This is a genomic window from Roseovarius sp. JB2-10 (genome assembly GCF_055693585.1).
In genome coordinates, this window is record NZ_CM146337.1 from 3,653,218 (window position 1) to 3,676,657 (window position 23,440).

Genomic DNA, 23,440 nt, shown 5'->3' on the forward strand with positions numbered 1-23,440 from the left:
GAATTACTCCGGGCCTATCCGGATGTTGCCCAGTGTGTCGGTGTGATTGGTTTTATGATTTATATCAGTAGCTTTTTCTCGGTTCAGTGCGGCCATTTGTGCGGTAACGGTATGCTTTTTCCAGTATTGCAGGTAACGGCCGCCACCTGCGTTCTGGTCAGCCTGGCCAGCGCCTATAATCTGGCGTCATTCATGATCCAGACCAGCTACATTGCCATTGGTCTTTTTGGCATTGCCCTGCGGTTTCGGCGCAAGCGCGCAGGCACTGCCGGGGTTCAACACACGGCCCAAGCGCCCCAAAACGACCCGCCTGCGCAAAAAGAAGAAGACTGTCATGAACCTGCCACGTTGTTCCGACATTCTCCTCCCCAGAGCGAATCCCCAAAGTCCCAAGCGCTCTGCCCTTGAATTGCAAAAAGACATTTTAGCAGCAAAGACACCGGGCGGTCCGTTTCGACGGCCGCCCGATTTCATGGTGCATAGGCCAACTTTGCGCCGGATTTATTCAGCCGCTTCAGCGTAGTCTGTCATTGGCGGACAGGTGCAGACCAGATTGCGATCCCCAAAGACGTTATCGACGCGGTTGACCGGCGGCCAGTATTTGTCGACCCGGAAGGCACCGGGCGGAAAGCACCCTTGTTCGCGGCTATAAGGCCGGTCCCAATCACCCACCAGATCATTCACCGTATGGGGCGCGTGTTTCAGCGGGTTGTTTTCGCCGTCGATCTTGCCGTCCTCAATGGCGCGGATCTCTTCGCGGATGGCCAGCATGGCATCGCAGAACCGGTCCAGTTCGGCCTTGGTCTCGGATTCCGTTGGCTCCACCATCAGCGTACCCGCCACGGGCCAGCTCATCGTAGGCGCATGAAACCCGCAATCGATCAGGCGTTTGGCAATGTCATCCACGCTCACATGGGCGCTTTCGGCAAAGGGGCGCGTGTCGATGATGCATTCATGCGCCACTCGGCCCTGACCACCACGATAGAGAACATCAAAGGCGCCCTCCAGCCGTTTGGCGATGTAGTTGGCATTCAGGATCGCAACGCGTGTCGCTTGCGTCAGACCCTCGCCGCCCATCATCAGGATATAGGCCCAAGAGATCGGCAGGATCGATGGCGAGCCAAACGGAGCCGCTGACACCGGTCCCTGTTCGCCACCGGTTTCCGGATGGCCCGGCAAATGCGGGATCAGGTGCGCCTTGACGCCGATCGGTCCCATGCCGGGACCTCCACCGCCATGCGGAATGCAGAAGGTCTTGTGCAGGTTCAGGTGGCTCACATCCCCGCCCAGATCGCCCGGACGGCTGAGGCCGACCATCGCGTTCATATTGGCACCGTCGATATAGACCTGCCCGCCGTGATCATGGACCAGCTTGCAGACATCCTTGACGCTCTCCTCGAACACACCATGCGTGCTGGGATAGGTGATCATGCAGCCCGCAAGATTTTCGGAATGCTCTTCGGCCTTGGCCTTGAAATCCTCAAGGTCGATATCGCCGTTTTCCTTGGACTGGATCGGCACAACCTTCCAACCGACCATCATGGCGCTGGCAGGGTTGGTGCCGTGCGCCGACATCGGGATCAGGCAGATGTTGCGATGCCCCTGCCCGTTGGCCCGGTGATAGGCCGCGATGGTCAGAAGACCGGCATATTCACCCTGCGCGCCGGAATTGGGCTGCATCGAGAGGCCATCATAGCCGGTGATCGTGCAGAGCTTTGCACTCAGATCATCGATCAGTTCCTTGTAGCCTTCCGCCTGATTGGCCGGCACAAACGGATGCATCCGCGAAAATTCCCGCCAGCTGACCGGCATCATTTCAGCGGCTGAATTGAGCTTCATGGTGCAGCTTCCAAGCGGGATCATCGCACGATCCAGCGCCAAGTCCCGATCCGCCAGACGGCGCATATAGCGCATCATTTCCGTCTCGGCCCGGTTCATGTGGAAAATCGGGTGCGTCAGGTAGTCCGACTTGCGGTGCATCTGCGGTGGCACACGGTACTTCGGCTCGAAATCATCATCGGCTTGCGTGATCCCGAAGGCCCGCCACACTGCTGTGATATTTTCGGGCCGGGTGCATTCATCCAGCGTAATCCCCACCCGGGTTTCGCCCACTTTGCGCAGGTTGATCCGCTCATCCACCGCCGATTTCATGACCGCCGCCTGCAGCGGGCCAACATCCACGGTGATCGTGTCAAAAAACACCTTGGGGTCCACTTTGAAGCCCGCCTTTTCAAGCCCTTCGGCCAGACGCACGGTTTTGCGGTGAATGCGTTGTGCGATGGCCTTGAGGCCTTTTGGCCCATGGAAAACCGCGTACATCGACGCCATCACCGCCAGCAACGCCTGCGCGGTACAGACGTTCGACATCGCTTTTTCGCGGCGAATATGCTGTTCACGGGTCTGCAGTGACAGGCGGTACGCGCGGTTGCCATTCGCATCGATGCTGACACCGATAATCCGGCCGGGCATGGAGCGTTTATAGGCGTCGGTGCAGGCCATATAGGCCGCGTGCGGCCCGCCGTAGCCCAGAGGCACACCAAAGCGTTGCGTGCTGCCCACCGCAATGTCCGCGCCCATGGCGCCCGGCTCTTTCAAAAGGGTTAACGCCAAGGGGTCTGCCACGACAATGCCGATGGCCTTGTGTTCATGCAATTTGCTGATGTGATCGGTATAATCCCGCACATGGCCATAGGTGCCGGGATATTGGAAAATCGCACCGAACACTGTTTCAGGGTCCATTTTATCCGGATTGCCAACGATCACGTCGATGCCCAGAGGTGCCGCGCGGGTCTGGATCACCGCGATGTTCTGCGGATGGCAATCCCGGTCGACAAAGAATGCCATCTGTTTCGATTTCGACACCCGCTGCGCCATGGTCATCGCCTCGGCGCAGGCGGTGGATTCGTCCAGCAGCGAGGCATTGGCAACTTCGAGCCCGGTCAGATCGCTGATCATCGTCTGATAGTTCAGAAGCGCCTCAAGACGGCCCTGGCTGATTTCAGGCTGATAGGGGGTATAGGCCGTGTACCACGCCGGGTTTTCCAGAATATTGCGCTGGATGGCGGGCGGGGTGACGGTCCCATGATATCCCTGCCCAATCAGCGATGTCAGAACCCGGTTCTTGCCCGCGACCAATCGCATGTGGTGCAACACTTCCCGCTCGGACATCGGGCGGCCGAAATCCAGCGGTTCGGCCTGACGGATCGCCTCCGGCACAGTCTGGTCAATCAACGCATCCAGACTGTCCACGCCAAGCGTGTTCAACATCTCGTCCATCTCTTCCGGAGAGGGTCCGATATGCCGCCTGTTGGCAAAATCATAGGGCAGGTAGTTTGTCGGTTCAAAAGCCATTCCACACTCCATCACGTCTGCTGCGGGGTCCTCTTCACCCAGGCCCACAAGTCATTGATACATTTCATTTTCAGGGCTTTCCGCCCCTCGTGGTTTTCAGGTCAGCTGACAAATTTCTTGTAAGCGGCCTCGTCCATGAACTCATCCATCTGGCTCGGGTCACTGGCCTTGAGCTTGAAGAACCATGCCTCGCCCTCCGGGTCGTCATTGACCTTGCCCGGCTCGTCGGCCAGCGTCTCGTTGACCTCAACAATCTCCCCGTCGATGGGGGCCAGAATGTCGCTCGCGGCCTTGACGCTTTCGATCACGACAACATCGTCATCCTTGGCCACCTCGACGCCGACTTCCGGCAATTCGATAAAGACCACATCGCCCAATTGCTCACTGGCATGGCCGGTGATGCCCACCACAACCACATCATCCTCGACGCGCAGCCATTCATGTTCTTCGGTGTATTTCATCTGGGGTCTCCCTTGATTGATCAGCGTTTAAAATTGGCGGGGGTGAAGGGCATGTCGGCAACCGTGACTGGTTGTCGCTTGCCGCGTACCTCCCCGAAAAGTGTTGTGCCGGTGACGGCCATCTCGCGCGGCACGTATCCCATCGACATCGGCCCTTCGATGGTCGGCCCGTATGCGCCGGAGGTGACATGGCCAATCTGGTCTGCATCCTCCACCCCGGCAAAAAGCGGCGTGCCTTCGCGCATCGGCGCGCGAGTGTCCGGGCGCAGGCCCACACGGACGCGCGCCGTGCCGGTTTCAAGATCTTTCAGTATCCGGTCGGCCCCCGGAAACCCGCCTGCACGCGCGCCGCCGGTCCGCCGCACTTTTGGATCGCCCAGGTAAGGGCCGCTTCCACCGGTGTGGTGCCGGTATCGATGTCATTTCCATAGAGACAGAGCCCGCCTTCAAGCCGCAAACTGTCCCGCGCCCCAAGTCCGATCGGGGCAACATCGGGATGTGACAGCAAGGCCCGTGCCAACGCTTCGGCCTGGTCGTTTTGAACCGAGATTTCATACCCGTCTTCGCCGGAGTACCCCGACCGCGAGATCCAGAGAACTCCGAAATCAGTGCTGAAAACACCGACATCCATAAATCGCATCTGCGCCACGTCCGGCACGATTTCCGAAAGCACCGCCTCTGACGCAGGCCCCTGCAGGGCCAGCAATCCGCGATCTTCTATTTCCGTTACTTCACAATCGGTTAAGCCAGACTTCAAATGCGAAATATCTGCTTCCTTACAGGCCGCATTGACCACCAGAAACAAGTGATCGCTACGATTGGCGATCATCAGATCGTCCAGAATGCCGCCCTGATCATTGGTGAAAAACCCATAGCGCTGCCTGTTCTCGGCCAGACCTGCCAGATCCACCGGCACCAGCGCTTCCAATGCCAAAGCCGCGGCCGCATACCCCTCGGTTGCGCGGACGATCACCTGCCCCATATGGCTGACATCAAACAGCCCGGCGCAGGCCCGCGTATGCAGGTGCTCCTTCATCATACCCGACGGGTATTGAACCGGCATGTCATACCCGGCAAATGGCACCATTTTGGCGCTCAGGCTGATATGCAGATCGTGTAACGGAGTCGTTTTCAAATCGCTCATCACATCTCTCCCTTCAGGTGCCGGGGAAAAATCTGGTGATCCATCCGGCATCGTCAAAGCACGCCAAAATGGCCTGCCACGATGCCCCCTCTGTCCTTTTGCCTGAGATCGCTATCCCTTCGGCGGATGCCATTTGGCATCACTCTCCAGAGTGTTTGCATCTGGTCGGTCCTGAGGGCCTGAGAGTTTCCGGGGCGGTTGCTCCTTCGGCACCGGCATAGGCCGGTTCTCCCGATCAGATATCTGTGTGCATTAGTATACAAAGTGAGTCGCGGCAAGTCACATTTTTGCGCGGACTGTCCCGCGCGCATCCGGAGCCAAAATATGTCTCAGGTCGCATTCATGGATTTCAGGAATTCTGCGGTTTGCGTATCGGCGGGAAAGAAAAGCTCGATTTTCAGATCATCGAGCAGCAGATCTTCGGGCGTGCCGAATTGCGCAATCGTCGCAAAAAGCGCAAGGCGCATAGGTCCAGACCGATAGATCGTAGGCAGCACAGGGCCCAAGGCGCGCGCCTTGGGGGCCGGCACGCGCGACAAGTGATCCGCCGCCGCGTCCAGTTCGGGGATACCGCCCGATGCGGCACTTTCCGTACGCATCCGTTGTGCGGCATGATGGGCCACCTCGGGCCAGTTCTCTACCACCTCCGGCAAATCATCTGACATCATGACGTCCAACAGGCTATCGCCCTCGCCTACTCCCATCATCGCAAACAGATGCCGCGCGGGTGCATTCATCCGCATGACCGTCCAAAGCCGGTCAAGCGCGATGGCGGGATAGGGCACGTGGCCCTGCAGCATATGATCAACAGCCGCGCGGATCGGGGCCATATCGGCGGCATCCCAGGCACGTTTGGGGTAGCGCGCGGCATATCCGGCCTGCATCAGCATCTGGTTGCGCGCATCCAGCGGCATCGACAGCGCATCGCCCAGACGGGCCACCATATCCCGGCTGGGATGGGCCCGCCCGGTTTCCAGAAACGAGATATGACGCGCCGAAACGTCCGCCTCCAGCGCCAGGTCAAGCTGACTGAAACGGCGGGCTTTGCGCCAGGTGCGCAGGGCATTCGGGAATTCGGTCATGACCCTTGGATACCCGAAAATCAGACGCGCGTCAGTTACCTCCAAGGTAATTGTCTGGCCGCAGGATCACGATGTAGGCCAGTTGCGAAACACCGTTTCCATCGACCAGAAAGGACATGCCGATGACCTATCTCCGCATTTTCATTGCCCTGTTGCTTGCCGTGATCGTCGAACATACGATCTATACCGGTTTCACCCATGGATGGGATTTCCTGACACCGTTTCAGGACGGGCTGTTCAGCCTGACATGGCAGGGGCAATTTTATCTCGATTTCCTGTGCTACCTCATGCTTTCAGGGCTCTGGGTGGCCTGGCGTGGTGGTTTCACGGCCGCCTCCATCGCCCTTGGCGTCTGCGCGGGAATTATGGGGTATGTCGTGTTTGGGGCCCTCTTGCTCTTCTACACGGTGCAATCGCGTGGCAATCTGACCGCTGTGTTGCTGGGCGTGCATTATGACCCACAGCCGGGCCTCGATAAAGCCGTCACAAGTCATTGATGTCAGTAACTTAAGAGATTACCTTCATGTCGAACGCGCCGGGTCGGGTTCAGGCCTGATCCAGCGGGTTCGGCGGGGTTTTACCGAATTTGATATTGCTGTTCTCACCAATCCCGTACTTCAGACACAGCCGGATCACCACGACCGAAATGAACAGCCACAGCCCGCCCCAGAACATCGTCGGCCCGCCGTAACGTTCCGCCAGGATATAGGCATCCGATCGCAGGCCAGAGCGCGCAATCGTGTCGTCAAAAATGTCATAAGGCACATACAGCAGACTGGTCAGGCCAATGACCCGCAGCACCATATCATTGACCGCATGGCCCAGATACCGCGCGATCAACAGCATCACAACGCCCGTCGCCACACAAAAGGACAGGGCGAAATCATCCCGGATGTAAAGCGCCGTGACCAGCAGCATGACCCCGCCGCAAATCGCCAGCACAATGCGGTCGGCATCCGTGCGCAAGGCCACCAGCAATAGCCCGGCCCCGATCAGGAGCGACCCCAGATACCCCGCGGAGGCGATGGCAAAGAAATTGCCGCCCCGGATCGTGGCCAACCCACCCTGGTAGGGTGAAATCGTGATGCTTTGGATCGATCCGCCGGTCAGCACGCCGGCCAGCCCGTGCGAAAGCTCATGCATAAAAACCACGAGGATTTTCAACGGCACCACGGCGGATGTCTTCCAGCACAAAAACACCAGTGCTGTGATTGCGATAAGCTGCCAATGGCCTTTGATAAAATTCATGCGGTGCTTACGCCCTAACTTGCCGTCATTTTCAAGAAGTATAACGGCGTTTCAAACAAATATTCCAATAGCTTAAAGATCAAAAGTTATCTTAATCCTCATCCCATCGAAAGGCATCCCCCTCCGCCCGGACACGCCCGATGGACGGCAGGGCAAAATGGCTGCCCAGAACGGTGCAATTGGCCTCGGATACGTCCTCCAGCAACTTACGGCGCGAGGCCGCAGCACGATTAGCATCGGCGTCAAACACAAAGTGCCAATCGGGATGCCAGCACTGGGCCGTGGAATGGATGGCGTCACCGGTGATCACCGCCTGCGCGCCATTGCTCTTGAGTTCCACGGAAACATGACCCGCCGTGTGCCCATCCGTCGGAATCAGCGTGACGTGATCACCCAATTTGTGCCCGGCCTCCACCAGTTCGGCCTGCCCTGCGGCAATCACCGGCAACACGCTTTCGGCATAATGCTGGGCTTCTGCATCGCGGTAGACCGCTTCATCGGCCGAAGGCAGCAAGTAACGCGCGTTGGGAAAGGTGGGCACCCACCGGCCGTCCTCCAGCCGGGTGTTCCAACCGACATGATCCACATGCAGATGCGTGCAGAGCACGTAATCCACATCCTCAGGTGTCACCCCCGCCGCCGTAAGTGCCGCCATGAAACGCCCGTCATCGCGCTCGTTCCAATCGGGCAGGCGCGGAACCGATTTGTGATTGCCGACACAGCTGTCGACCAGAATGAGGTGCTGCGGCGTTTTCAGCAAAAACCCCTGCACCGGAAGGATCAATTTGCCCGTGTGCGGACACAGGCCGCCGGGGACATGCGCCTCGATAATGGCGCTGACATCCGGGCCTGCATTAGGAAACAGGTCTTCGGGTGTCTTGAACGGCGCGTGGATTTCCAGGATGCGCCACACTTCTATGTCGCCGATTTTGCACAGCATTTGGCGTCTCCTTGCGGGATTGAGGCTGTTGGCGAAAGACTAGCAAGACCAGTCCTTTTGTACAGAACACAAATACCAATGGGGTCACCTTTGCGGGTCTGGGCTTGAAAACGGGTCAAGCAGCCTGCACAAACCCATGAACACAAACCCGACAGATCAAGAGGTGATCAGATCACACAACCGCCGCACTCCTATTTCTTTGGCTACGGCAGTCTGGTCAATCGCGACACACACGCCTTTGCCGGCGCGCACACTGCCACCCTCAAGGGCTGGCGGCGTATCTGGCGCTACACCACGCAGCGGCAAGTGGCCTATCTGACCGTCGTGCGCGATGCCGACAGCCAGATTGACGGGCTGATCGCCCCGGTGCCGGATCAGGATTGGGCGGCCCTTGATCACCGCGAGCGGGCGTATGAGCGTGTTCCGGCGGCGCATCAGGTCATCCACGCGCTGCCCCATCAGCCTGACATTGCGGTCTATGCCGTTCCGGGCGGGCCGCCTGAGATACCCGACAGCACGCATACGCTCCTGCTCAGTTACATTGATGTAGTGATCCAGGGATATCTGCGCGAATTTGGCCCCGATGGCGTGGCCCGGTTTTTTGCGACCACCAGCGGTTGGGATACGCCCGTGATAGATGACCGTCACGCACCGCGATATCCCCGGCATTGCAGATTGTCAGCAGATGAAACCGCATTGGTGGATGATCATTTGCGGCGGCTTCGGGTGAGCATTCATGCGCCAGAAGCGCCGTAAAGCGCAGCCCCCACACACCCGGTGACAGGCGGGCAACGTCACCCTTTGGCTTTGATGTTCTGCAAAAGCGGTAGAACCTGTGACATGTCCGGCCCGTGCGCCTGACCGGTCAGGGCCTTCCTGAGCGGCATGAAGAGACCCCTGCCCTTGCGGCCCGTCGCCTCCTTCACCGCATTGGTCCAACGGCTCCAGCTGTCGGCGTCATAGGGCCCCTCGGGCAGCAACGCCATGGCCTGGGCCACAAACGCGCGGTCCTCATCGTCGATCACGGGCTCGGCACCCTCGTGGAACGTGGTCCACCAGCCCTCCAGATCATGAAGCGTGGTGATATTTTCGCGGGTGATGCCCCAAAACGCCTCGGCCTGATCGGCGGGGACACCAAGGGACGTGATCTTGTCTGCAACAGCCTCCAACGGCAGGGTTTGCAGATGTTTGGCGGTTAGCGGGAAAAGATCATCAACGTCGAATTTCGTGGGGGCCGCGCCAAAGTGACCGATGTCAAACCCGTCGATCAGTTCGGCCATCTGCGTACGCAATTCCACCGGGTCGCTTGAGCCAAGCCGCGCCGTCAGCGACAACAGCGCCATCGGTTCCACGCCCTGTTCGCGCAGATCACGCAGGGCCAGTGTGCCCAGACGTTTGGAGAGGCTTTCACCCTGCGGTCCGGTCAGCAGCGAGTGATGCGCAAAATCGGGCACCTGTCCGCCAAGCGCTTGAATTATCTGGATTTGTGTCGCGGTGTTGGTCACGTGATCCGAGCCGCGCACCACATGGGTCACGCCCATTTCCGTGTCATCGACAACCGACGCGATGGTATAGAGCACCTGCCCGTCGGCTTTGATCAGCACCGGATCACTGACGCTTGCCGCATCAATCGAGATATCGCCCAGAATGCCGTCATTCCATTCGATCCGCTCACGGTCCAGTTTGAACCGCCAGACGCCATTGCCGCGCTCAGCGCGCAGCGCCTCTTTCTCGGCCTCCGAAAGATCAAGCGCCGCGCGGTCATAGACCGGCGGGTTGCCCATATTGAGCTGTTTCTTGCGCTTGAGGTCCAATTCCGTCGGCGTCTCAAACGCCTCATAGAACCGGCCCATCTCGCGCAGGCGATCCGCCGCATCGGCGTAGCGGTCAAGCCGTTCGGACTGACGCTCGACCTTGTCCCAATGCAGGCCCAGCCACTCCAGATCACGCTTGATCCCGTCTACATATTCCTCTTTCGAGCGTTCGGGATCGGTGTCATCAATCCGCAGGATAAATGTGCCCCCCGCCTTGGCCGCAATCAGATAGTTCATCAGCGCGGTGCGCAGGTTGCCCACATGGATATATCCGGTGGGCGACGGGGCAAAACGGGTGGTGGTCATGGGCTCTCTCTCGGCTCGGGCGCGGGCTCAATCGGCAGATGTCACAGCCACGCGGATTTGTCCAGATTTGCCAGCATTCTTGCCAGATGCGGCACGCGTCGTGTAATCCTTCTTGCTTATTGGACATAAGGTCTTGGGGAAAAATTAATATGAATGATCCGCAGGTCGCCCTGCGGGACCTCAGCGATTTGATCGGTGTGGTCTACGACTCGGCGCTTGAACCGCGTCAGTGGCAAATGCTGCTGGCCAATCTGAACCAGCGATTTCCCGGTTTCATGGGCGCTGTTTACACCCAAGAGGGCGAAAAATTCATCGGCATGTACAGCCCTGATGGCTTCAACACCGCTTCCCGCGAAGTGTATGAAAAACATACGAAAGACGGCAAGGTACACGGTATTTCGGACGACCAGAACGACCACCGTCGCGAGTTGCTGCGCCGGATCGACCCAAAAATCGGCGATGTCTATTATTCGCGTGAGATTTTCACCGATGAGGAGTTTCGCAGCTCCACCGCCTACAAAACCGTGCTGGAGCCTGCCGGTATCGGCCATTGGGTCTCGCTCAAATTTGCCCAGAGCGGCCCACGCGAGGCGGTATTCATCTTTTTTGAGAATGAGCGCAGCCCCGACACGCCGGACCCCGAGGCGCTCAAGGACGTGTTCAACCTGATTTCGCCCCATGTGGTGCGCGCCACGCGCATTGCCCGGGCGTTGCGCATGGCCAAGGATGCCGCCGAGACGTTTCAGGGCTTCCTCGATGCCATCGCCCTTCCGATGCTGGTCACCGACCGCGACGGACGCCTGGTATTTTCCAATGCGGCGGGCAAACGGTTGCTCGAGCGTCAGGTTTTGTTTCAGGTCGACAGTGACGACCGGATGCACATGATCCAGCCCGAATATACCCGCGAAATTCGCGCCCGCATTGACGGGATTGAGCGCGATCAGGTGCCTGCGGGCCTAAGGGTCGAGCATGAGGCTGGGCCCATATCGCTGTGTATCGCGCCGTTTCACCCGTCAATGGCCGATGCCGCGGAGGCTGATCAGGATCTGTTCGATGCGCGGCGCATGTTTGCAATCTTTGTGGGCAGTCAGGGCGATGATACGATCAATCCGGGCCTCTTGCGCGATGTGTTTGAACTGACCCCGCGCGAGGCAGAGATATGCAGTTTTGCCATGATGGGTCAAAGCCCGGCAGAGATTTCACAAAAGACCGGTCGTGCGGAAAAAACCATCCGCAATCAAATCCAGTCGATTTATGAGAAAGTGGGCGTCAGCTCCTCTCAGGAATTGCTGGACGCCCTGTCGGTCTTCAAGACCGTCGGCGCCATCTTCAACGTCGCCGACAAGCATATGTTCGAGGTGCAGCACCGGCCCTAGTGAGAAGAGGTCGGGCGGGCACTGCACCTCCCACGTCAGGGAAGCGTCACCGCCCCCGTCAATGTGGCCCTCGTTGCGCCGTTGCTGCGGTCTGTTTTGCTGGTGTAGTTTCCACCGCCGGTCATGCCGGCCATACCGCCCGTGCCCCCAATCATCACCCATGTACCTGCCACCGCACCTTCAGCGGTCATGGCATTGGCATTCCACCGGACAAAGGCCTTGTCGCCCGCGGCATTGGAATAGGCGCATACGCCCTCGCCCGTGGCTACAGGACCCCGAACTTCAACCCCGCCCGTACAGGTGCCGCTCAGATCCGCAAACGGGTGTCCGGCGGCTTGCATTTCAAAGCTGTCCTGAGTGCCGGTCAATTCCATCACCAGATGCCCTTCGGCCACCGGATGAAGTTTGGCCGATGATTGCCCCAGGATCACCCCTGTGCTGTCATACGTCCCCCCCGCATGGGCAATGCCCGCTGTTGCCAAAAGTAATGCTGCTGCTGTCATAGTCTTCATGATCACGTGTCCCTTCCTTTTTTGTCCCCGTTTTTCGATTTTTATGAGTGGTGGCAATCAGCCAAGCATTCAGGTCTGTCTGAATGTCGGGTCTCTCGCCTCTCCTCAAGCAACCGTCGTGGATTTTCATCCCCGAAGCTGACCCTAGGTCACCCAAACCCGTGACGCATGGGCAAGATTGCCCAAGAACCAAAAGTTTTTCGCAAAAAAGGTGGAGGCGCTAAGCCGGATGGACCGTCCACAGGCGATCCAGATCGCGCAGGCCCGTTCGGATCAATTCACCCAGAACGTCCATATCCACATCCGCCAACTTGTTGATGTAAAGGCATGATTTTCCAAGCTTGTGCTTGCCCAACCGCGTCAGGATCGGCCCGTAATCCTGATAGCCCGGCATGATGTAAAGGCTCAGGCTGGCCTTGCGCGGACTAAATCCCGTGGCCAGAAAATCGCCCTCACGCCCCGACGAATAGGTATAGTGATAGCGCCCGTACCCGATGATCGACGGCCCCCACATTTTGGGCTCAAACCCCGTCACATCCTTGAAAAAGCGCAACAGCATTTCTCCGTCTTGTCGGCGCCGCTCCGGTTCGACCCCGGCGATAAAGGCAACCGGATCCTGATCCGTCGCGGTGGTTTTGTTGTCGCTCATGGCAGCCGCTTTCCTACAAGTGGCGTCACTTTAACGTGAGGCGTTGACCCCTCGTCACAAAGGCAGGGTATCATAAATGCGAACCCCAAAGGAGGCTCCGATGACAAACCCCATTCTGACCCGCCGTTCCCTGATGGCATCCGCAGCAGCCCTGCCCCTTGTGCCACTGGCAGAAACCGCCCAAGCCGGTGCCCCGATGCTAGGCGCCTCGACCACCCGGTACAACCGCATCAAGCTGGGGGAGTTCGAAGTAACAACCATGCTCTCGAACAGCGTGATCGCGGAAAACCCGCAATCGATCTTCGGCATGAATGTCAGCGCCGATGAGTTTGCCAAGGTCTCGGCCGAGGCCAATTTACCCATCGACAAAACGCAGTTCTTTTTTACCCCGACTGTGGTGAATACAGGCGCGGAACTGGTGCTCTTTGATACTGGCCAAAGCAGTAGCGACATCACCGCCGCGCTGGCCGCGGCCGGTTACACGCCCGACCAGATTGATGTTGTTGTCATCACCCATATGCACGGGGATCACATTGGCGGTCTGTTAAATGGCGGTGCACCGACATTTGCCAATGCGCGATACGTCACCGGCGCGGTTGAATTTGATGCCTGGAACGGCGCGGGCAACAGCGGATTTGACAGCAATATGTCGCCTCTCGCTGACAAAACCACGATGCTGGAACCTGGCGGCGCTGTTGCCTCGGGGATCACGGCGGTCAATGCCTTTGGCCACACGCCCGGTCACATGACCTATATGATTGAAAGCAATGGGAAACAGCTGCTGATCGCGGCGGATTTTGCCAACCATTATGTCTGGTCGCTGGAGCATCCGGATTGGGAGGTGAAATTTGACATGGATAAGGCCGCCGCGGCGGCGACGCGCGTGCGGCTTCTGGACCAGATGGCGGCGGATAAAACGCCCTTTGTCGGCTACCACATGCCTTGGCCCGGTATCGGCTATGTCGAAAAGCGCGGCAGCGGGTATAAATACGTGCCCGAAACCTATCAGCTTTCGCTTTAGGCATATTCACGACTTGGCAATCAAATTGCTCTAGACCAACGCCCGGTGAAACCAAATGGGACCCGGGCGTTGTCCAACGAAAACCCTCTACAGAAGCTCCAGTCCACGCCGCCCCTGCCCGCGGCGGATACGGAACTGACGATGAACATCATCAACACCATGGAACAGGGTGTGTTGGTGTGGTCGCATGATGCCGTGTGCGTGATGCACAACAACCGCGTTTTTGTGGTCATGGAACTGGCCCGCGATGATCTGTACCCCGGCCGCACACGCAACGATTTCCTCAAATCCGCGGTCGCACGCGGGGAATTGACCCAAGAGCGCGTGGATGAGGTCGAACATAATTTTCAATCAGGTATCCCGTTCTCATTTGATCGCACCCTGCCATCAGGCCGGGTCGTGTCGACCAATGCGCGCCCGCTGCCGGATGGGGGCCATGTGGTTACGTTCACGGATGTGTCGCAGGCCCGGCGCGCCGCCCAGGATCTGGCCGAGGCCAAGAAGCGCGCAGAAGAGGCTGAGTTAAAGGCGCTGGACGCGCTGCAAAACGTGACTTCACGCCAGCAGGAGGCGCAGTTTCTAGCGGAACTGGATGAATGGCTGCAATGCTGTAAGTCCCTCGAAGAACTCTTTGATATCGTTGTTAATTTCATTTCAAAATTGCTCCCGGATTCGACCGGCGAGCTATATCTTTACTCCAATTCACGCGATGTGCTTGATGGGTCATGCAATTGGGGTGTGTCCGACATGCATGAACATATCGCACCCGATAGCTGTTGGGCGCTGCGCCGCGGACGTCACTATTGCTATGATGTCTCGCAGGTCTCGTTCCTCTGTCAGCATGTCAAAGACCAACCAGATGGTACCTCGCTGGAGGATTACCTGTGCATTCCGATCATTGCCCATGGCGACACAGTCGGCCTGCTCCATATCCGTTTCAACATGCGCGGTGACACCGCAGCGCTGGAAGAGGCGCGCAGTTTTGCCGTGCAATGCGGCGAACATATCAGCCTTGCCATCGCCAATGTGAAACTACGCGACGAATTGCATGATCAGTCGACCCGTGATCCCCTGACGGGGCTCTATAATCGGCGCTATTTCCTCGAGGCCATGCGCGCCGAGCTGACAATGGCGCAGCGCAAGAACACGCCCTTTGGGTTGCTGTCTTTTGATGCCGATAAGTTCAAGGCCTTCAACGACAATCACGGCCACGATGCGGGTGATATGGTGCTGCGTGCCATTGCTGAATGCATGCATGAACAGTATCGCGACGGTCAAGTTCCCTGCCGTTTCGGTGGCGAAGAGTTTACCGTGCTCCTACCGGGTGCGACGCTGGCTGAGGCACATCAATCGGCCGAAACGCTCCGTGCCGCCATCGAAGACCTGCAGGTGCGCTACGGTGCAGAGATTTTGCCACGGGTGACGATTTCAGTGGGCGTATCCGCTTTTCCAGAGCACGGATCGTTACCGCAGAACCTGCTGAGCGCCGCCGACGAAGCGCTCTATCGCTCGAAACATGCAGGTCGCAATTGCGTGCACTCAGCTCTTTTGGGTCATGAAACACAACCGCTTCGCGACAATGCGGAAGGGGACTAAGCGCGCTTAACTTTTTATACCACAGCGTTTTATCGCATGACGTCATGCGTTTCGGCGTATCCCTTGATGGGCAAATGCAATTTCTTCGACCGCCAGACCTTCCTCTTGCGCGTCCAGTGAAACAGCTTTCCATTTTGTTGGATACGCGCGGTCAATTTCCCAAGACACAGCGATGTCACCTGCCTCTGAAAAGAGAGAAATCAGAATTGAATGCACCTGTATCGGCTGCGAAAAATCGCCTTCCAGCGTGGCTCGACACCACTCCAAAAGCGCGGAATCGCGTGGCAGAACCCCACGTTTGAGCGTTAAGAAAGAGGGCTGTTTCGCCGTCGGAATTCTCCGCACCGCTCCCTGGTCACGCATGTCCGGCACCTCGATTTCTGCCGTCAGGCCGGACACTTCTGTGAAGCTGCCCAGCACCTTGTCTCCGTCCAAGAACGTCACTTGGAAATTGAAGACCGGAGGGCGCTCAAAGATGTCCAAAACTATCCCCCATCACGCCAGCGGTTAACAATCGGATAGCGCCGATCAAGCCAAAAGGCCTTTTTGCTGAGCCGGGTGCCCGGCGCGGATTGGAAGCGTTTGTATTCACTGAGCAGCAGCAGATGTTCTACCTTTTTGGCGTCCTCCCGGCTGTAGCCCGCGGCGATGCAATCACTGATCGCACCATCCTGATCCACCAAAATTTCCAGAATGCCGTCTAAAACCGGGTAATCGGGCAATGAATCACTGTCTTTTTGATCTTCGCGCAATTCAGCGGATGGCGGCTTGTCGATCACGTTCTGCGGGATCATTTCCCCGCGCGGTGCCATCATCCAATCGCGGTGATGGGTGTTGCGCCAACGGCAAATCTCGAACACGCGCGTCTTGTACATGTCTTTGATCGGGTTATAGCCGCCGGCCATATCGCCATAAATCGTCGCGTATCCAACAGCGACTTCGGATTTATTGCCCGTGGTCAAAAGCATCTCGCCGAATTTGTTGCTCATCGCCATCAACAAAAGCCCGCGCAGACGGGATTGGATGTTTTCTTCGGTTAACCCCGGTTCGGTGCCTTCGAAAAGCGGGGCCAGCGTGTTGGTGACCGCCCCTCTCGCCTCGGAAATTGGCACAAAATCATACCGGCATCCCAAATTGTCAGCGACCTGCTTTGCATCCTCCAAAGACGCCTGACTGGTATATTCCGATGGCAGCATGACACAACGCACATTCTCCGGCCCCAAGGCATCGGCAGCGATTGTCGCGACAATGGCCGAGTCGATTCCGCCGGAAAGCCCCAGCAAAACTTGTTTGAACCCGGTTTTGCGCATGTAGTCACGCAACGACAGCACCATTGCATTATAGTCCTGTTCGTATGTATCCGGCAGCGGTGCCAGATCACCCTGCTCCGCGCGCCAACCGCTTCCGTCGCGCACCAGATCAAGATGTGCGATTGCCTCTTCGAACACTGGCATTTGCAGCGCCAACTGGCCGCCAGGGTTCAACACAAACGTGCCGCCATCGAACACCTGATCATCCTGCCCACCAACAAGATTGAGATAGATCAGAGGCAATCCGGTCTCAATCACACGCGCGACCATGAGGTTTTGGCGCACCTCCATCTTGCCGCGGTAATAGGGCGACCCATTGGGCACGACCAAAAATTCCGCGCCCGTTTCTGCCAGCGTTTCCGGCACATCCTCATGCCAGCTGTCTTCGCAAATCGGGCTGCCTACGCGCACATCATCGACCACATAGGGCCCGCCAACCTCTGCCGCATCGTAAAGGCGCACCTCGTCGAAAACGGTTTCATTGGGCAAATGATGTTTCAGCACCCGCGCGGATGTGCGGCCATTTTTGAGCACGTAATAAGCGTTATAAAGCCCCGCCCCCTCCAGCGCAGGCCCGCCGATGGCCAATGCGGGCCCATCCGCGCAGTCGCGCGCCAATTCTTCCAGCTTTGCAATGGCAGCCTGATGAAAGGCCGGTTTCATGACCAGATCCTGGGTGTTGTACCCGGTGATGAACATCTCGGGCAGCGCCACCATGTTGGCCCCCGCGTCTCGTCCCGCTTCCCACGCCTTGCGGGCCAGAGCGGCATTGCCATCCAGATCGCCCACGGTGGAGTTCAATTGTGCCAGTGTCAGGCGAAACCTGTCGGACATTTGCGGCGCCTCATCTAAATCGTCCCTGTCTGATGTAGCAGATCAGTTAGCAAGGGAAAGCCGATTTGAGCAAAACCCGTTGTCAGCTTGCCACCGGTCCACTAGATTTCCCTCACCCGGACAACAAACCGGGATGGGGTATTCGGGGCAAAAATGAGAATTTCACTGACTAAATCCTTCGTTTTCGGCGCTGTATTGATGAGCGCCTCCGCACTGCATGCGCAAGATGGCGACGTCCGCACCAAGCAATATGACGATGGTGGCGTCTATGAGGGCACGTTCAAAAACGGCAAGATGCATGGCTCCGGCACCTACACGCTGCCCAACGGGTATGAATATACCGGCGAATTCATCGAAGGTGAGATCAAGGGAAACGGCGTCGCGCGATTTGCCAATGGATCGGTGTATGAGGGCGAATTCGCCAAGGGCAAGCCACAGGGCATCGGGGTCATCGTTTTCAGCGATGGCGGCACCTATGAGGGCCAGTGGGATGACGGTAAAATCACCGGTCAGGGTGTGGCGCTTTACGCCAATGGCGTCCGCTTCGAAGGCGGGTTTCGCAACGCGATGCATCACGGCCGCGGCGTGATGACCAGCCCAAGTGGCTATATTTACGATGGCGATTGGGTCAATTCGGTCAAGGAAGGCAAAGCCAAGATCACCTATCCGGACGGGTCCAACTACGAGGGTGATGTGGCACGCGGTGCGCGCGAAGGCGAAGGAACGCTCACAACGCCAGATGGGCTAACCTATTCAGGTCTATGGAAAAATGGCCAGATCAATGGAGTTGGCACGCTGACCCAAGCCAATGGCGACGTCTATGAAGGCATGCTTGTGGCCGGGCGTCGCGAGGGTCAGGGGCGGCTTACCTCTGCGGATGGATCCGTCTATGAAGGCCAGTTTCTGGACGATCTGCGCGATGGGACCGGAACATTTACCGGCCCGGACGGATACAAATATGTCGGCACATGGGTGGCCGGGCAAATCGCGGGCAAGGGACAGGTCACCTACCCGGACGGGTCGCAATATGAAGGCGAGTTTCGCGACGGCGAGTCCAATGGCCTCGGCAAAATGACCTACCCGGATGGCTCAACCTATGACGGCACATGGGTCAACGGCGTTATCGACGGCAAAGGCACCGCAACTTTCCCGGACGGGTTGGTATATGAGGGCGAATTCAAGAACGCCAAATACCATGGGACCGGTGTGATGACCCACGCCGAAGGGTATCGTTACGAGGGCGAATGGGCCGAGGGCCAGCGCCAGGGGCAAGGCACCGCCACATATGCCGATGGCACCACCTATACCGGCCAGTTCGACAAGGGCCAGCGCCATGGTCAGGGTAAAATGGTCATGAATGACGGCTTCCAATACGACGGAGAGTGGCAGGAAGGGCAAATGACCGGTCTGGGCACCGCCGTGTATCTCAATGGCGATGTCTATGAGGGCAACTTCCGGCGCGGCAAACGTCAGGGACAGGGCACATTGCGCTATGCCAGCGGAGAAGAAGCCCGCGGAGAATGGGAAGATGGCGCCCTGTCCGGTCAATCAGCCGATCAGTAACCTGCACAACCCGGCCAAGGTCAAACCGCTTCTCCCGCGTCCAGCCGTTTCAGAACGGCATCGGCATCCCGCAACACTTGCGTACGGCGCGCCTCGTCCATCCTGTCCCATGTGCGATACATGTTGCCCATCCGCGGATTTCGCGTGAACCGCTCCCGGTGGCGATCTAGGAAATGCCAGTATAACACGTTGAAAGGGCAAGCATTTTCGCCTGTCTTGTCCTTAACGGAATAGGCGCACCCGCTGCAATAATCTGACATCTTGGTGATGTAATTGCCCGAACTGACATAGGGCTTTGAGGCAATGATGCCGCCATCGGCAAACTGGCTCATCCCCACAGTATTAGGCGCCTCAACCCATTCGAACGCATCCGCATAGACCGCCAGATACCATTCATGCACCTGCGCCGGGTCAATGCCCGCAAGCAGCGCGAAATTGCCCGTGACCATCAGGCGTTGAATGTGGTGGGCATAAGCCTCATCGCGGGTCTGGGCCACAGCATGCGACATGCAATTCATGCCCGTTTCGCCCCCCCAATACATCCATGGCAGATCGCGGGAATGGCCCAGAACATTGCGCCCGGTATAGTCCGGCCCCTCGTGAAAATAGAGCCCGCGCACATATTCGCGCCAACCAATGACCTGACGGATGAACCCTTCGGCGGCGTTGATTGGCACCTTTCCGGCCTGCCATTCGGCCTCCACCCGCTGACAGATTTCCAAAGGTCGCAACAGGCCAATATTCAGGTAAGGTGACAAAACGGAATGGTGCAGGAACCGGTCATTTTGCAGCATGGCATCCTGCGCATCCCCAAACCCGGCCAACAATTGCGTGGCGAAATGGTCCAGCGCCCGCAGCGCGTCAGCACGCGTCACCGCAAACCAGAATGGGCGTAAGACACCGAAATTACTGCCAAATCTGTCCTCGACCAGATCGAGCACGTCTGACGTGATATCATCTGGATCAAACTGTAGCGGCGGTGGTCGCAACAGGTCTTCGCTGGCGCGTTTACGGTTGTCATGGTCGTAATTCCACTTGTCGCCCGCAGGTTTGTCACCCTCCATCATCAGGCCGGTTTTGCGCCGCATGTCGCGGTAGAAATACTCCATCCGCAATTCTTTGCGCCCGCTGGCCCAGCTGTCGAATTCCTCCAGTGTCGCGATGAACCTGTCATCCGGCAACAGGTTGACCTGCAGCGGTGCCTCCTCCAGCGCGTGGATCAGCCGCCACTCCCCCGGGCGGGTAGCCAGAACTTCGGTGGCGCCATGATCCGCGGCCCGGCGGATCAACTCACCCACGATGGAGGGCGCCGCATCGGGATCATCCATCCGCGTGTAGGCCACCTGCCATCCACCTTGTTCCAACTCTTTTGCGAAATGACGCATCGCCGACAGGACCAGCGCAATTTTCTTGGGATGGTGGGGGACATATCCCGCCTCATCCGCCACCTCGGCCATAACAACCAGATCGGTGGCGGGATCCGCCGCGCGCAGCGCAGAAAGATCGGCGCTCAACTGATCGCCCAGAACCAAAATCAGTCGTTTCACCATGCGACCCGCGTACCTGCCCAATCAAAGAACTGGCCAGTATCTGCCACGCTCAGACCTTCGATCACCGCCAGAAGGTTCTGGGCCGCCTCCGCCGGGGGGACGGTTTTGTGGCGGCCCGCATATTTGGCGGTGAAATCAGTGGCGACAGTGCCGGGATGCAAGCTCACACAGATCGCGTCCTTATGACTGCGCGACAGCTCAATCGCGGCGGAATGGATCATCTGGTTCAACCCAGCCTTGGCCGTCCGGTACGAATACCAACCGCCCAAACGGTTATCCCCGATCGACCCTACGCGCGCAGACAAGGCCGCAAAAACCGACCTGCCCTGCCGCGGCAACAAGCGCCCGGCATGTTTCAACATCAGCGCGGGGCCGATGCAATTGACCGCAAACTGGTCCATCATCGCTTGTGCCGTGATGGATTTGACCGTTCGTTCAGGGGCGGCGCCATTGATCTCCAGCGCGCCTGTGGCCACAAAAATCAAATCATATGGGCCTGCCAGCGGCTCGAGTGCTGCTTGCACTGACCCCTCATCGGTGATGTCCAGGCCATTTACCCGCCGCGACAGCGATGTCACAGAGACATTGCGAGCCTCGAGCGCGGCCACAAGGGCGGATCCAATGCCGCCGGAAGCGCCGATGATCAATGCGTTTTTCATATCACTGGACCTAGAAGCACAATTGCCGGGATCAACATAAAACCCCCTTTTATTTCCCTTCAAGCCCGCCTATCATGCGCCCCATGATGACCAATGGGCATATCACTGACGCGACACGCCGTATTTCCGGCGCGCCTCGTGCTGCCCTGCTACTCCTAAGCCGCCTCTGAGCGTGCCCTTCGGCGCGACCGCTCAGAGGATGTGCTCACTCGCGTCAATTTGCTTAGGATAGACACAAAAGAGACCCGACATGACGAATGAACCAACAGACCGCGTGGTTATTTTTGACACCACCTTGCGCGACGGCGAACAATCCCCCGGCGCAACCATGACCCATGAAGAAAAGCTCGAGATTGCAGGGCTGCTCGACGAAATGGGCGTCGACATCATCGAGGCCGGTTTCCCGATTGCCTCGGAAGGTGATTTCAACGCCGTGACCGAAATTGCCAAGCGCGCAAAAAATGCTGTGATTTGCGGCCTGTCGCGGGCGAACTTCAAGGATATTGACCGCTGTTGGGAGGCTGTTCAACACGCCGCCCGCCCGCGCATTCATACCTTCATCGGTACCTCGCCCCTGCACCGCGCGATCCCCAACCTGACCCAGGATGAAATGGCAGAGCGCATTCATGATACCGTCACTCATGCGCGGAACTATTGCGACAACGTGCAGTGGTCGCCGATGGATGCCACCCGCACGGAATGGGATTACCTTTGCCGCGTGGTTGAAATTGCCATCAAGGCGGGCGCCAGCACAATCAACATCCCCGACACGGTCGGATACACGGCGCCGGTGGAATCGGCCGATCTGATCCGTCGCCTGATTGCGGATGTACCGGGCGCGGACAGCGTTGTCTTTGCCACCCATTGCCACAACGATCTGGGCATGGCGACGGCCAACTCGCTGGCCGCGGTGGCCGGTGGCGCGCGCCAGATTGAATGCACCATCAACGGTCTGGGCGAACGCGCCGGCAACACCGCGCTGGAAGAGGTCGTGATGGCCATGAAAGTGCGCGGCGACATCATGCCCTACCACACGGAAATCGACACGACCAAAATCATGAACGTGTCGCGCCGTGTGGCATCGGTTTCGGGCTTCAACGTGCAATTCAACAAGGCGATTGTGGGCAAAAACGCCTTCGCGCATGAAAGCGGCATCCATCAGGATGGCATGCTGAAAAACGCTGAAACCTTCGAAATCATGCGCCCCGAGGATGTGGGCCTGACAGAGACCAATATCGTGATGGGCAAGCATTCTGGGCGCGCCGCATTGCGCTCGAAACTGGCGGATCTGGGGTTTGATTTGGCCGATAACCAGTTGAACGATGTGTTTGTGCGCTTCAAGGAACTGGCCGACCGCAAGAAGGAAATCTATGACGATGACCTGATCGCGCTGGTGAATGCCGGGGAAGATGCCGAAAATGACCGGCTGGTTATCAAATCGCTGCGCGTTGCCTGTGGCACCGGCGGACCGGCCGATGCGGAATTGGTCATGGCCATCGACGGGATCGAAAAAACCGCCCAGCAAAGCGGCGACGGTCCAGTGGATGCCACCTTCCGGGCGGTGCGCGAATTGCACCCGAACACGGCGCGGCTGTCGCTTTATCAGGTACACGCCGTGACCGAAGGCACCGATGCGCAGGCCACGGTATCCGTCCGGCTGGAGGAAGACGGCAACATCGCCACCGGCCAATCCGCAGATACCGACACGGTGGTCGCCTCGGCCAAGGCCTATGTGAACGCACTGAACCGTCTGCTGGTGCGCCGCAGCAAAGTCGGCCAGGACAAGCGCGAGATCAGCTACAAAGACGTGTCCTGATCCAACCGGCACACATCAAAGCAGCCCCATGTCGGCAGTACGGCAGGGGGCTGCTTTGAGCCCTTACCTCTTACAAACCTATAAGCTCTACGCAGTTTAACTCGTGGAACAAGTATGCCCAATAAACAGCAAGGAGGAGGCCGAGGCCGCCAAACGCAATCGCAAATGCAGTTTTGCCGTATCTTTTAAAGATGACAGAGATTGCCAA

20 protein-coding genes, 1 pseudogene and 1 riboswitch are annotated in these 23,440 nt (G+C 58.2%); of the genes and pseudogenes, 8 read left to right on the top strand and 13 right to left on the bottom strand.

From position 1 onward, the window contains the following. Positions 1–54: 54 nt before the first annotated feature. Positions 55–408, top strand: a complete 354-nt coding sequence (locus ACZ1HJ_RS18135) for a CBU_0592 family membrane protein (protein ID WP_472722236.1) — start codon at positions 55–57, stop codon at positions 406–408. A gap of 93 nt (positions 409–501) precedes the next feature. Here the strand turns inward: ACZ1HJ_RS18135 and gcvP are convergent, their stop codons facing one another. The 4 genes and pseudogenes from gcvP to ACZ1HJ_RS18155 form a co-directional block, all read right to left on the bottom strand. Then, a complete protein-coding gene (gcvP, locus tag ACZ1HJ_RS18140) occupies positions 502–3,351 on the bottom strand; it encodes an aminomethyl-transferring glycine dehydrogenase (RefSeq protein WP_472720033.1) in 2,850 nt (949 codons plus the stop codon). Between the two features lie 101 nt (positions 3,352–3,452). Next, positions 3,453–3,812, bottom strand: a complete 360-nt coding sequence (gene gcvH / locus ACZ1HJ_RS18145) for a glycine cleavage system protein GcvH (RefSeq protein WP_472720034.1) — start codon at positions 3,810–3,812, stop codon at positions 3,453–3,455. Between the two features lie 20 nt (positions 3,813–3,832). Further along, a pseudogene (gene gcvT / locus ACZ1HJ_RS18150) lies at positions 3,833–4,956 on the bottom strand (glycine cleavage system aminomethyltransferase GcvT). Between the two features lie 156 nt (positions 4,957–5,112). Continuing rightward, positions 5,113–5,200, bottom strand: a riboswitch (glycine riboswitch). 85 nt (positions 5,201–5,285) lie between these two features. Continuing rightward, entirely contained in the window at positions 5,286–6,083 is a 798-nt protein-coding gene (locus ACZ1HJ_RS18155; protein WP_472720035.1) for a helix-turn-helix domain-containing protein, read from the bottom strand. A gap of 77 nt (positions 6,084–6,160) precedes the next feature. Here ACZ1HJ_RS18155 and ACZ1HJ_RS18160 point away from each other — a divergent pair, with 77 nt between their 5' ends. Further along, on the top strand, positions 6,161–6,535 hold the full coding sequence (locus tag ACZ1HJ_RS18160; RefSeq protein ID WP_472720036.1) for a hypothetical protein: 375 nt from the start codon (positions 6,161–6,163) through the stop codon (positions 6,533–6,535). Positions 6,536–6,584: 49 nt separating this feature from the next. Here the strand turns inward: ACZ1HJ_RS18160 and ACZ1HJ_RS18165 are convergent, their stop codons facing one another. Further along, complete coding sequence (locus tag ACZ1HJ_RS18165; RefSeq protein WP_472720037.1) at positions 6,585–7,286, bottom strand: M50 family metallopeptidase; 702 nt, start codon at positions 7,284–7,286, stop codon at positions 6,585–6,587. Between the two features lie 91 nt (positions 7,287–7,377). Beyond that, positions 7,378–8,226: an MBL fold metallo-hydrolase gene (locus ACZ1HJ_RS18170; RefSeq protein ID WP_472720038.1), complete on the bottom strand. Its 849-nt coding sequence runs from the start codon at positions 8,224–8,226 to the stop codon at positions 7,378–7,380. A 171-nt stretch (positions 8,227–8,397) separates the two neighbouring features. Here ACZ1HJ_RS18170 and ACZ1HJ_RS18175 point away from each other — a divergent pair, with 171 nt between their 5' ends. After that, entirely contained in the window at positions 8,398–8,982 is a 585-nt protein-coding gene (locus ACZ1HJ_RS18175) for a gamma-glutamylcyclotransferase family protein (RefSeq protein ID WP_472722237.1), read from the top strand. 38 nt (positions 8,983–9,020) lie between these two features. On the opposite strand, the gene gltX is transcribed toward ACZ1HJ_RS18175, so the two are convergent. Further along, entirely contained in the window at positions 9,021–10,346 is a 1,326-nt protein-coding gene (gene gltX, locus ACZ1HJ_RS18180) for a glutamate--tRNA ligase (protein WP_472720039.1), read from the bottom strand. A gap of 149 nt (positions 10,347–10,495) precedes the next feature. Between gltX and ACZ1HJ_RS18185 the strand changes: the two genes are divergently transcribed. Further along, positions 10,496–11,722 (top strand): helix-turn-helix transcriptional regulator, encoded by a 1,227-nt coding sequence (locus ACZ1HJ_RS18185; protein ID WP_472720040.1) that lies wholly within the window; start codon positions 10,496–10,498, stop codon positions 11,720–11,722. A gap of 35 nt (positions 11,723–11,757) precedes the next feature. Here ACZ1HJ_RS18185 and ACZ1HJ_RS18190 read toward each other — a convergent pair whose 3' ends face one another. Further along, positions 11,758–12,234, bottom strand: a complete 477-nt coding sequence (locus ACZ1HJ_RS18190; protein WP_472720041.1) for a hypothetical protein — start codon at positions 12,232–12,234, stop codon at positions 11,758–11,760. Between the two features lie 220 nt (positions 12,235–12,454). Further along, positions 12,455–12,883, bottom strand: coding sequence for a DUF1801 domain-containing protein (locus ACZ1HJ_RS18195; RefSeq protein ID WP_472720042.1), 429 nt, complete (start codon positions 12,881–12,883; stop codon positions 12,455–12,457). 100 nt (positions 12,884–12,983) lie between these two features. Here ACZ1HJ_RS18195 and ACZ1HJ_RS18200 point away from each other — a divergent pair, with 100 nt between their 5' ends. Then, positions 12,984–13,904 (top strand): MBL fold metallo-hydrolase, encoded by a 921-nt coding sequence (locus ACZ1HJ_RS18200; RefSeq protein ID WP_472720043.1) that lies wholly within the window; start codon positions 12,984–12,986, stop codon positions 13,902–13,904. Between the two features lie 69 nt (positions 13,905–13,973). Then, a complete protein-coding gene (locus ACZ1HJ_RS18205; RefSeq protein WP_472720044.1) occupies positions 13,974–15,500 on the top strand; it encodes a diguanylate cyclase in 1,527 nt (508 codons plus the stop codon). 42 nt (positions 15,501–15,542) lie between these two features. Here the strand turns inward: ACZ1HJ_RS18205 and ACZ1HJ_RS18210 are convergent, their stop codons facing one another. Both ACZ1HJ_RS18210 and ACZ1HJ_RS18215 read right to left on the bottom strand, forming a co-directional pair. Further along, positions 15,543–15,983, bottom strand: coding sequence for a phage tail protein (locus ACZ1HJ_RS18210; RefSeq protein WP_472720045.1), 441 nt, complete (start codon positions 15,981–15,983; stop codon positions 15,543–15,545). Positions 15,984–15,985: 2 nt separating this feature from the next. Then, positions 15,986–17,644, bottom strand: coding sequence for an NAD+ synthase (locus ACZ1HJ_RS18215; protein ID WP_472720046.1), 1,659 nt, complete (start codon positions 17,642–17,644; stop codon positions 15,986–15,988). Between the two features lie 198 nt (positions 17,645–17,842). Here ACZ1HJ_RS18215 and ACZ1HJ_RS18220 point away from each other — a divergent pair, with 198 nt between their 5' ends. Further along, complete coding sequence (locus ACZ1HJ_RS18220) at positions 17,843–19,207, top strand: 2-isopropylmalate synthase (RefSeq protein ID WP_472720047.1); 1,365 nt, start codon at positions 17,843–17,845, stop codon at positions 19,205–19,207. Positions 19,208–19,227: 20 nt separating this feature from the next. Here ACZ1HJ_RS18220 and ACZ1HJ_RS18225 read toward each other — a convergent pair whose 3' ends face one another. Together ACZ1HJ_RS18225 and ACZ1HJ_RS18230 are read right to left on the bottom strand one after the other, a co-directional pair. After that, on the bottom strand, positions 19,228–20,757 hold the full coding sequence (locus tag ACZ1HJ_RS18225) for a cryptochrome/photolyase family protein (RefSeq protein ID WP_472720048.1): 1,530 nt from the start codon (positions 20,755–20,757) through the stop codon (positions 19,228–19,230). Continuing rightward, complete coding sequence (locus tag ACZ1HJ_RS18230) at positions 20,751–21,416, bottom strand: SDR family NAD(P)-dependent oxidoreductase (protein WP_472720049.1); 666 nt, start codon at positions 21,414–21,416, stop codon at positions 20,751–20,753. Before ACZ1HJ_RS18230 ends, ACZ1HJ_RS18225 begins: the two co-directional genes overlap by 7 nt. A gap of 250 nt (positions 21,417–21,666) precedes the next feature. Here ACZ1HJ_RS18230 and ACZ1HJ_RS18235 point away from each other — a divergent pair, with 250 nt between their 5' ends. Next, positions 21,667–23,232 (top strand): 2-isopropylmalate synthase, encoded by a 1,566-nt coding sequence (locus tag ACZ1HJ_RS18235; protein WP_472720050.1) that lies wholly within the window; start codon positions 21,667–21,669, stop codon positions 23,230–23,232. Positions 23,233–23,440: the final 208 nt, after the last annotated feature.

What these genes read in the sequence shown, in the direction of transcription:
- ACZ1HJ_RS18135 (WP_472722236.1), top strand. Translation starts at nt 55, where the DNA reads ATGATTTATATCAGTAGCTTTTTCTCGGTTCAGTGCGGCCATTTGTGC.
- gcvP (WP_472720033.1), bottom strand. Translation starts at nt 3,351, where the DNA reads ATGGCTTTTGAACCGACAAACTACCTGCCCTATGATTTTGCCAACAGG.
- gcvH (WP_472720034.1), bottom strand. Translation starts at nt 3,812, where the DNA reads ATGAAATACACCGAAGAACATGAATGGCTGCGCGTCGAGGATGATGTG.
- ACZ1HJ_RS18160 (WP_472720036.1), top strand. Translation starts at nt 6,161, where the DNA reads ATGACCTATCTCCGCATTTTCATTGCCCTGTTGCTTGCCGTGATCGTC.
- ACZ1HJ_RS18165 (WP_472720037.1), bottom strand. Translation starts at nt 7,286, where the DNA reads ATGAATTTTATCAAAGGCCATTGGCAGCTTATCGCAATCACAGCACTG.
- ACZ1HJ_RS18170 (WP_472720038.1), bottom strand. Translation starts at nt 8,226, where the DNA reads ATGCTGTGCAAAATCGGCGACATAGAAGTGTGGCGCATCCTGGAAATC.
- gltX (WP_472720039.1), bottom strand. Translation starts at nt 10,346, where the DNA reads ATGACCACCACCCGTTTTGCCCCGTCGCCCACCGGATATATCCATGTG.
- ACZ1HJ_RS18185 (WP_472720040.1), top strand. Translation starts at nt 10,496, where the DNA reads ATGAATGATCCGCAGGTCGCCCTGCGGGACCTCAGCGATTTGATCGGT.
- ACZ1HJ_RS18190 (WP_472720041.1), bottom strand. Translation starts at nt 12,234, where the DNA reads ATGAAGACTATGACAGCAGCAGCATTACTTTTGGCAACAGCGGGCATT.
- ACZ1HJ_RS18195 (WP_472720042.1), bottom strand. Translation starts at nt 12,883, where the DNA reads ATGAGCGACAACAAAACCACCGCGACGGATCAGGATCCGGTTGCCTTT.
- ACZ1HJ_RS18200 (WP_472720043.1), top strand. Translation starts at nt 12,984, where the DNA reads ATGACAAACCCCATTCTGACCCGCCGTTCCCTGATGGCATCCGCAGCA.
- ACZ1HJ_RS18215 (WP_472720046.1), bottom strand. Translation starts at nt 17,644, where the DNA reads ATGTCCGACAGGTTTCGCCTGACACTGGCACAATTGAACTCCACCGTG.
- ACZ1HJ_RS18220 (WP_472720047.1), top strand. Translation starts at nt 17,843, where the DNA reads ATGAGCGCCTCCGCACTGCATGCGCAAGATGGCGACGTCCGCACCAAG.
- ACZ1HJ_RS18225 (WP_472720048.1), bottom strand. Translation starts at nt 20,757, where the DNA reads ATGGTGAAACGACTGATTTTGGTTCTGGGCGATCAGTTGAGCGCCGAT.
- ACZ1HJ_RS18230 (WP_472720049.1), bottom strand. Translation starts at nt 21,416, where the DNA reads ATGAAAAACGCATTGATCATCGGCGCTTCCGGCGGCATTGGATCCGCC.
- ACZ1HJ_RS18235 (WP_472720050.1), top strand. Translation starts at nt 21,667, where the DNA reads ATGACGAATGAACCAACAGACCGCGTGGTTATTTTTGACACCACCTTG.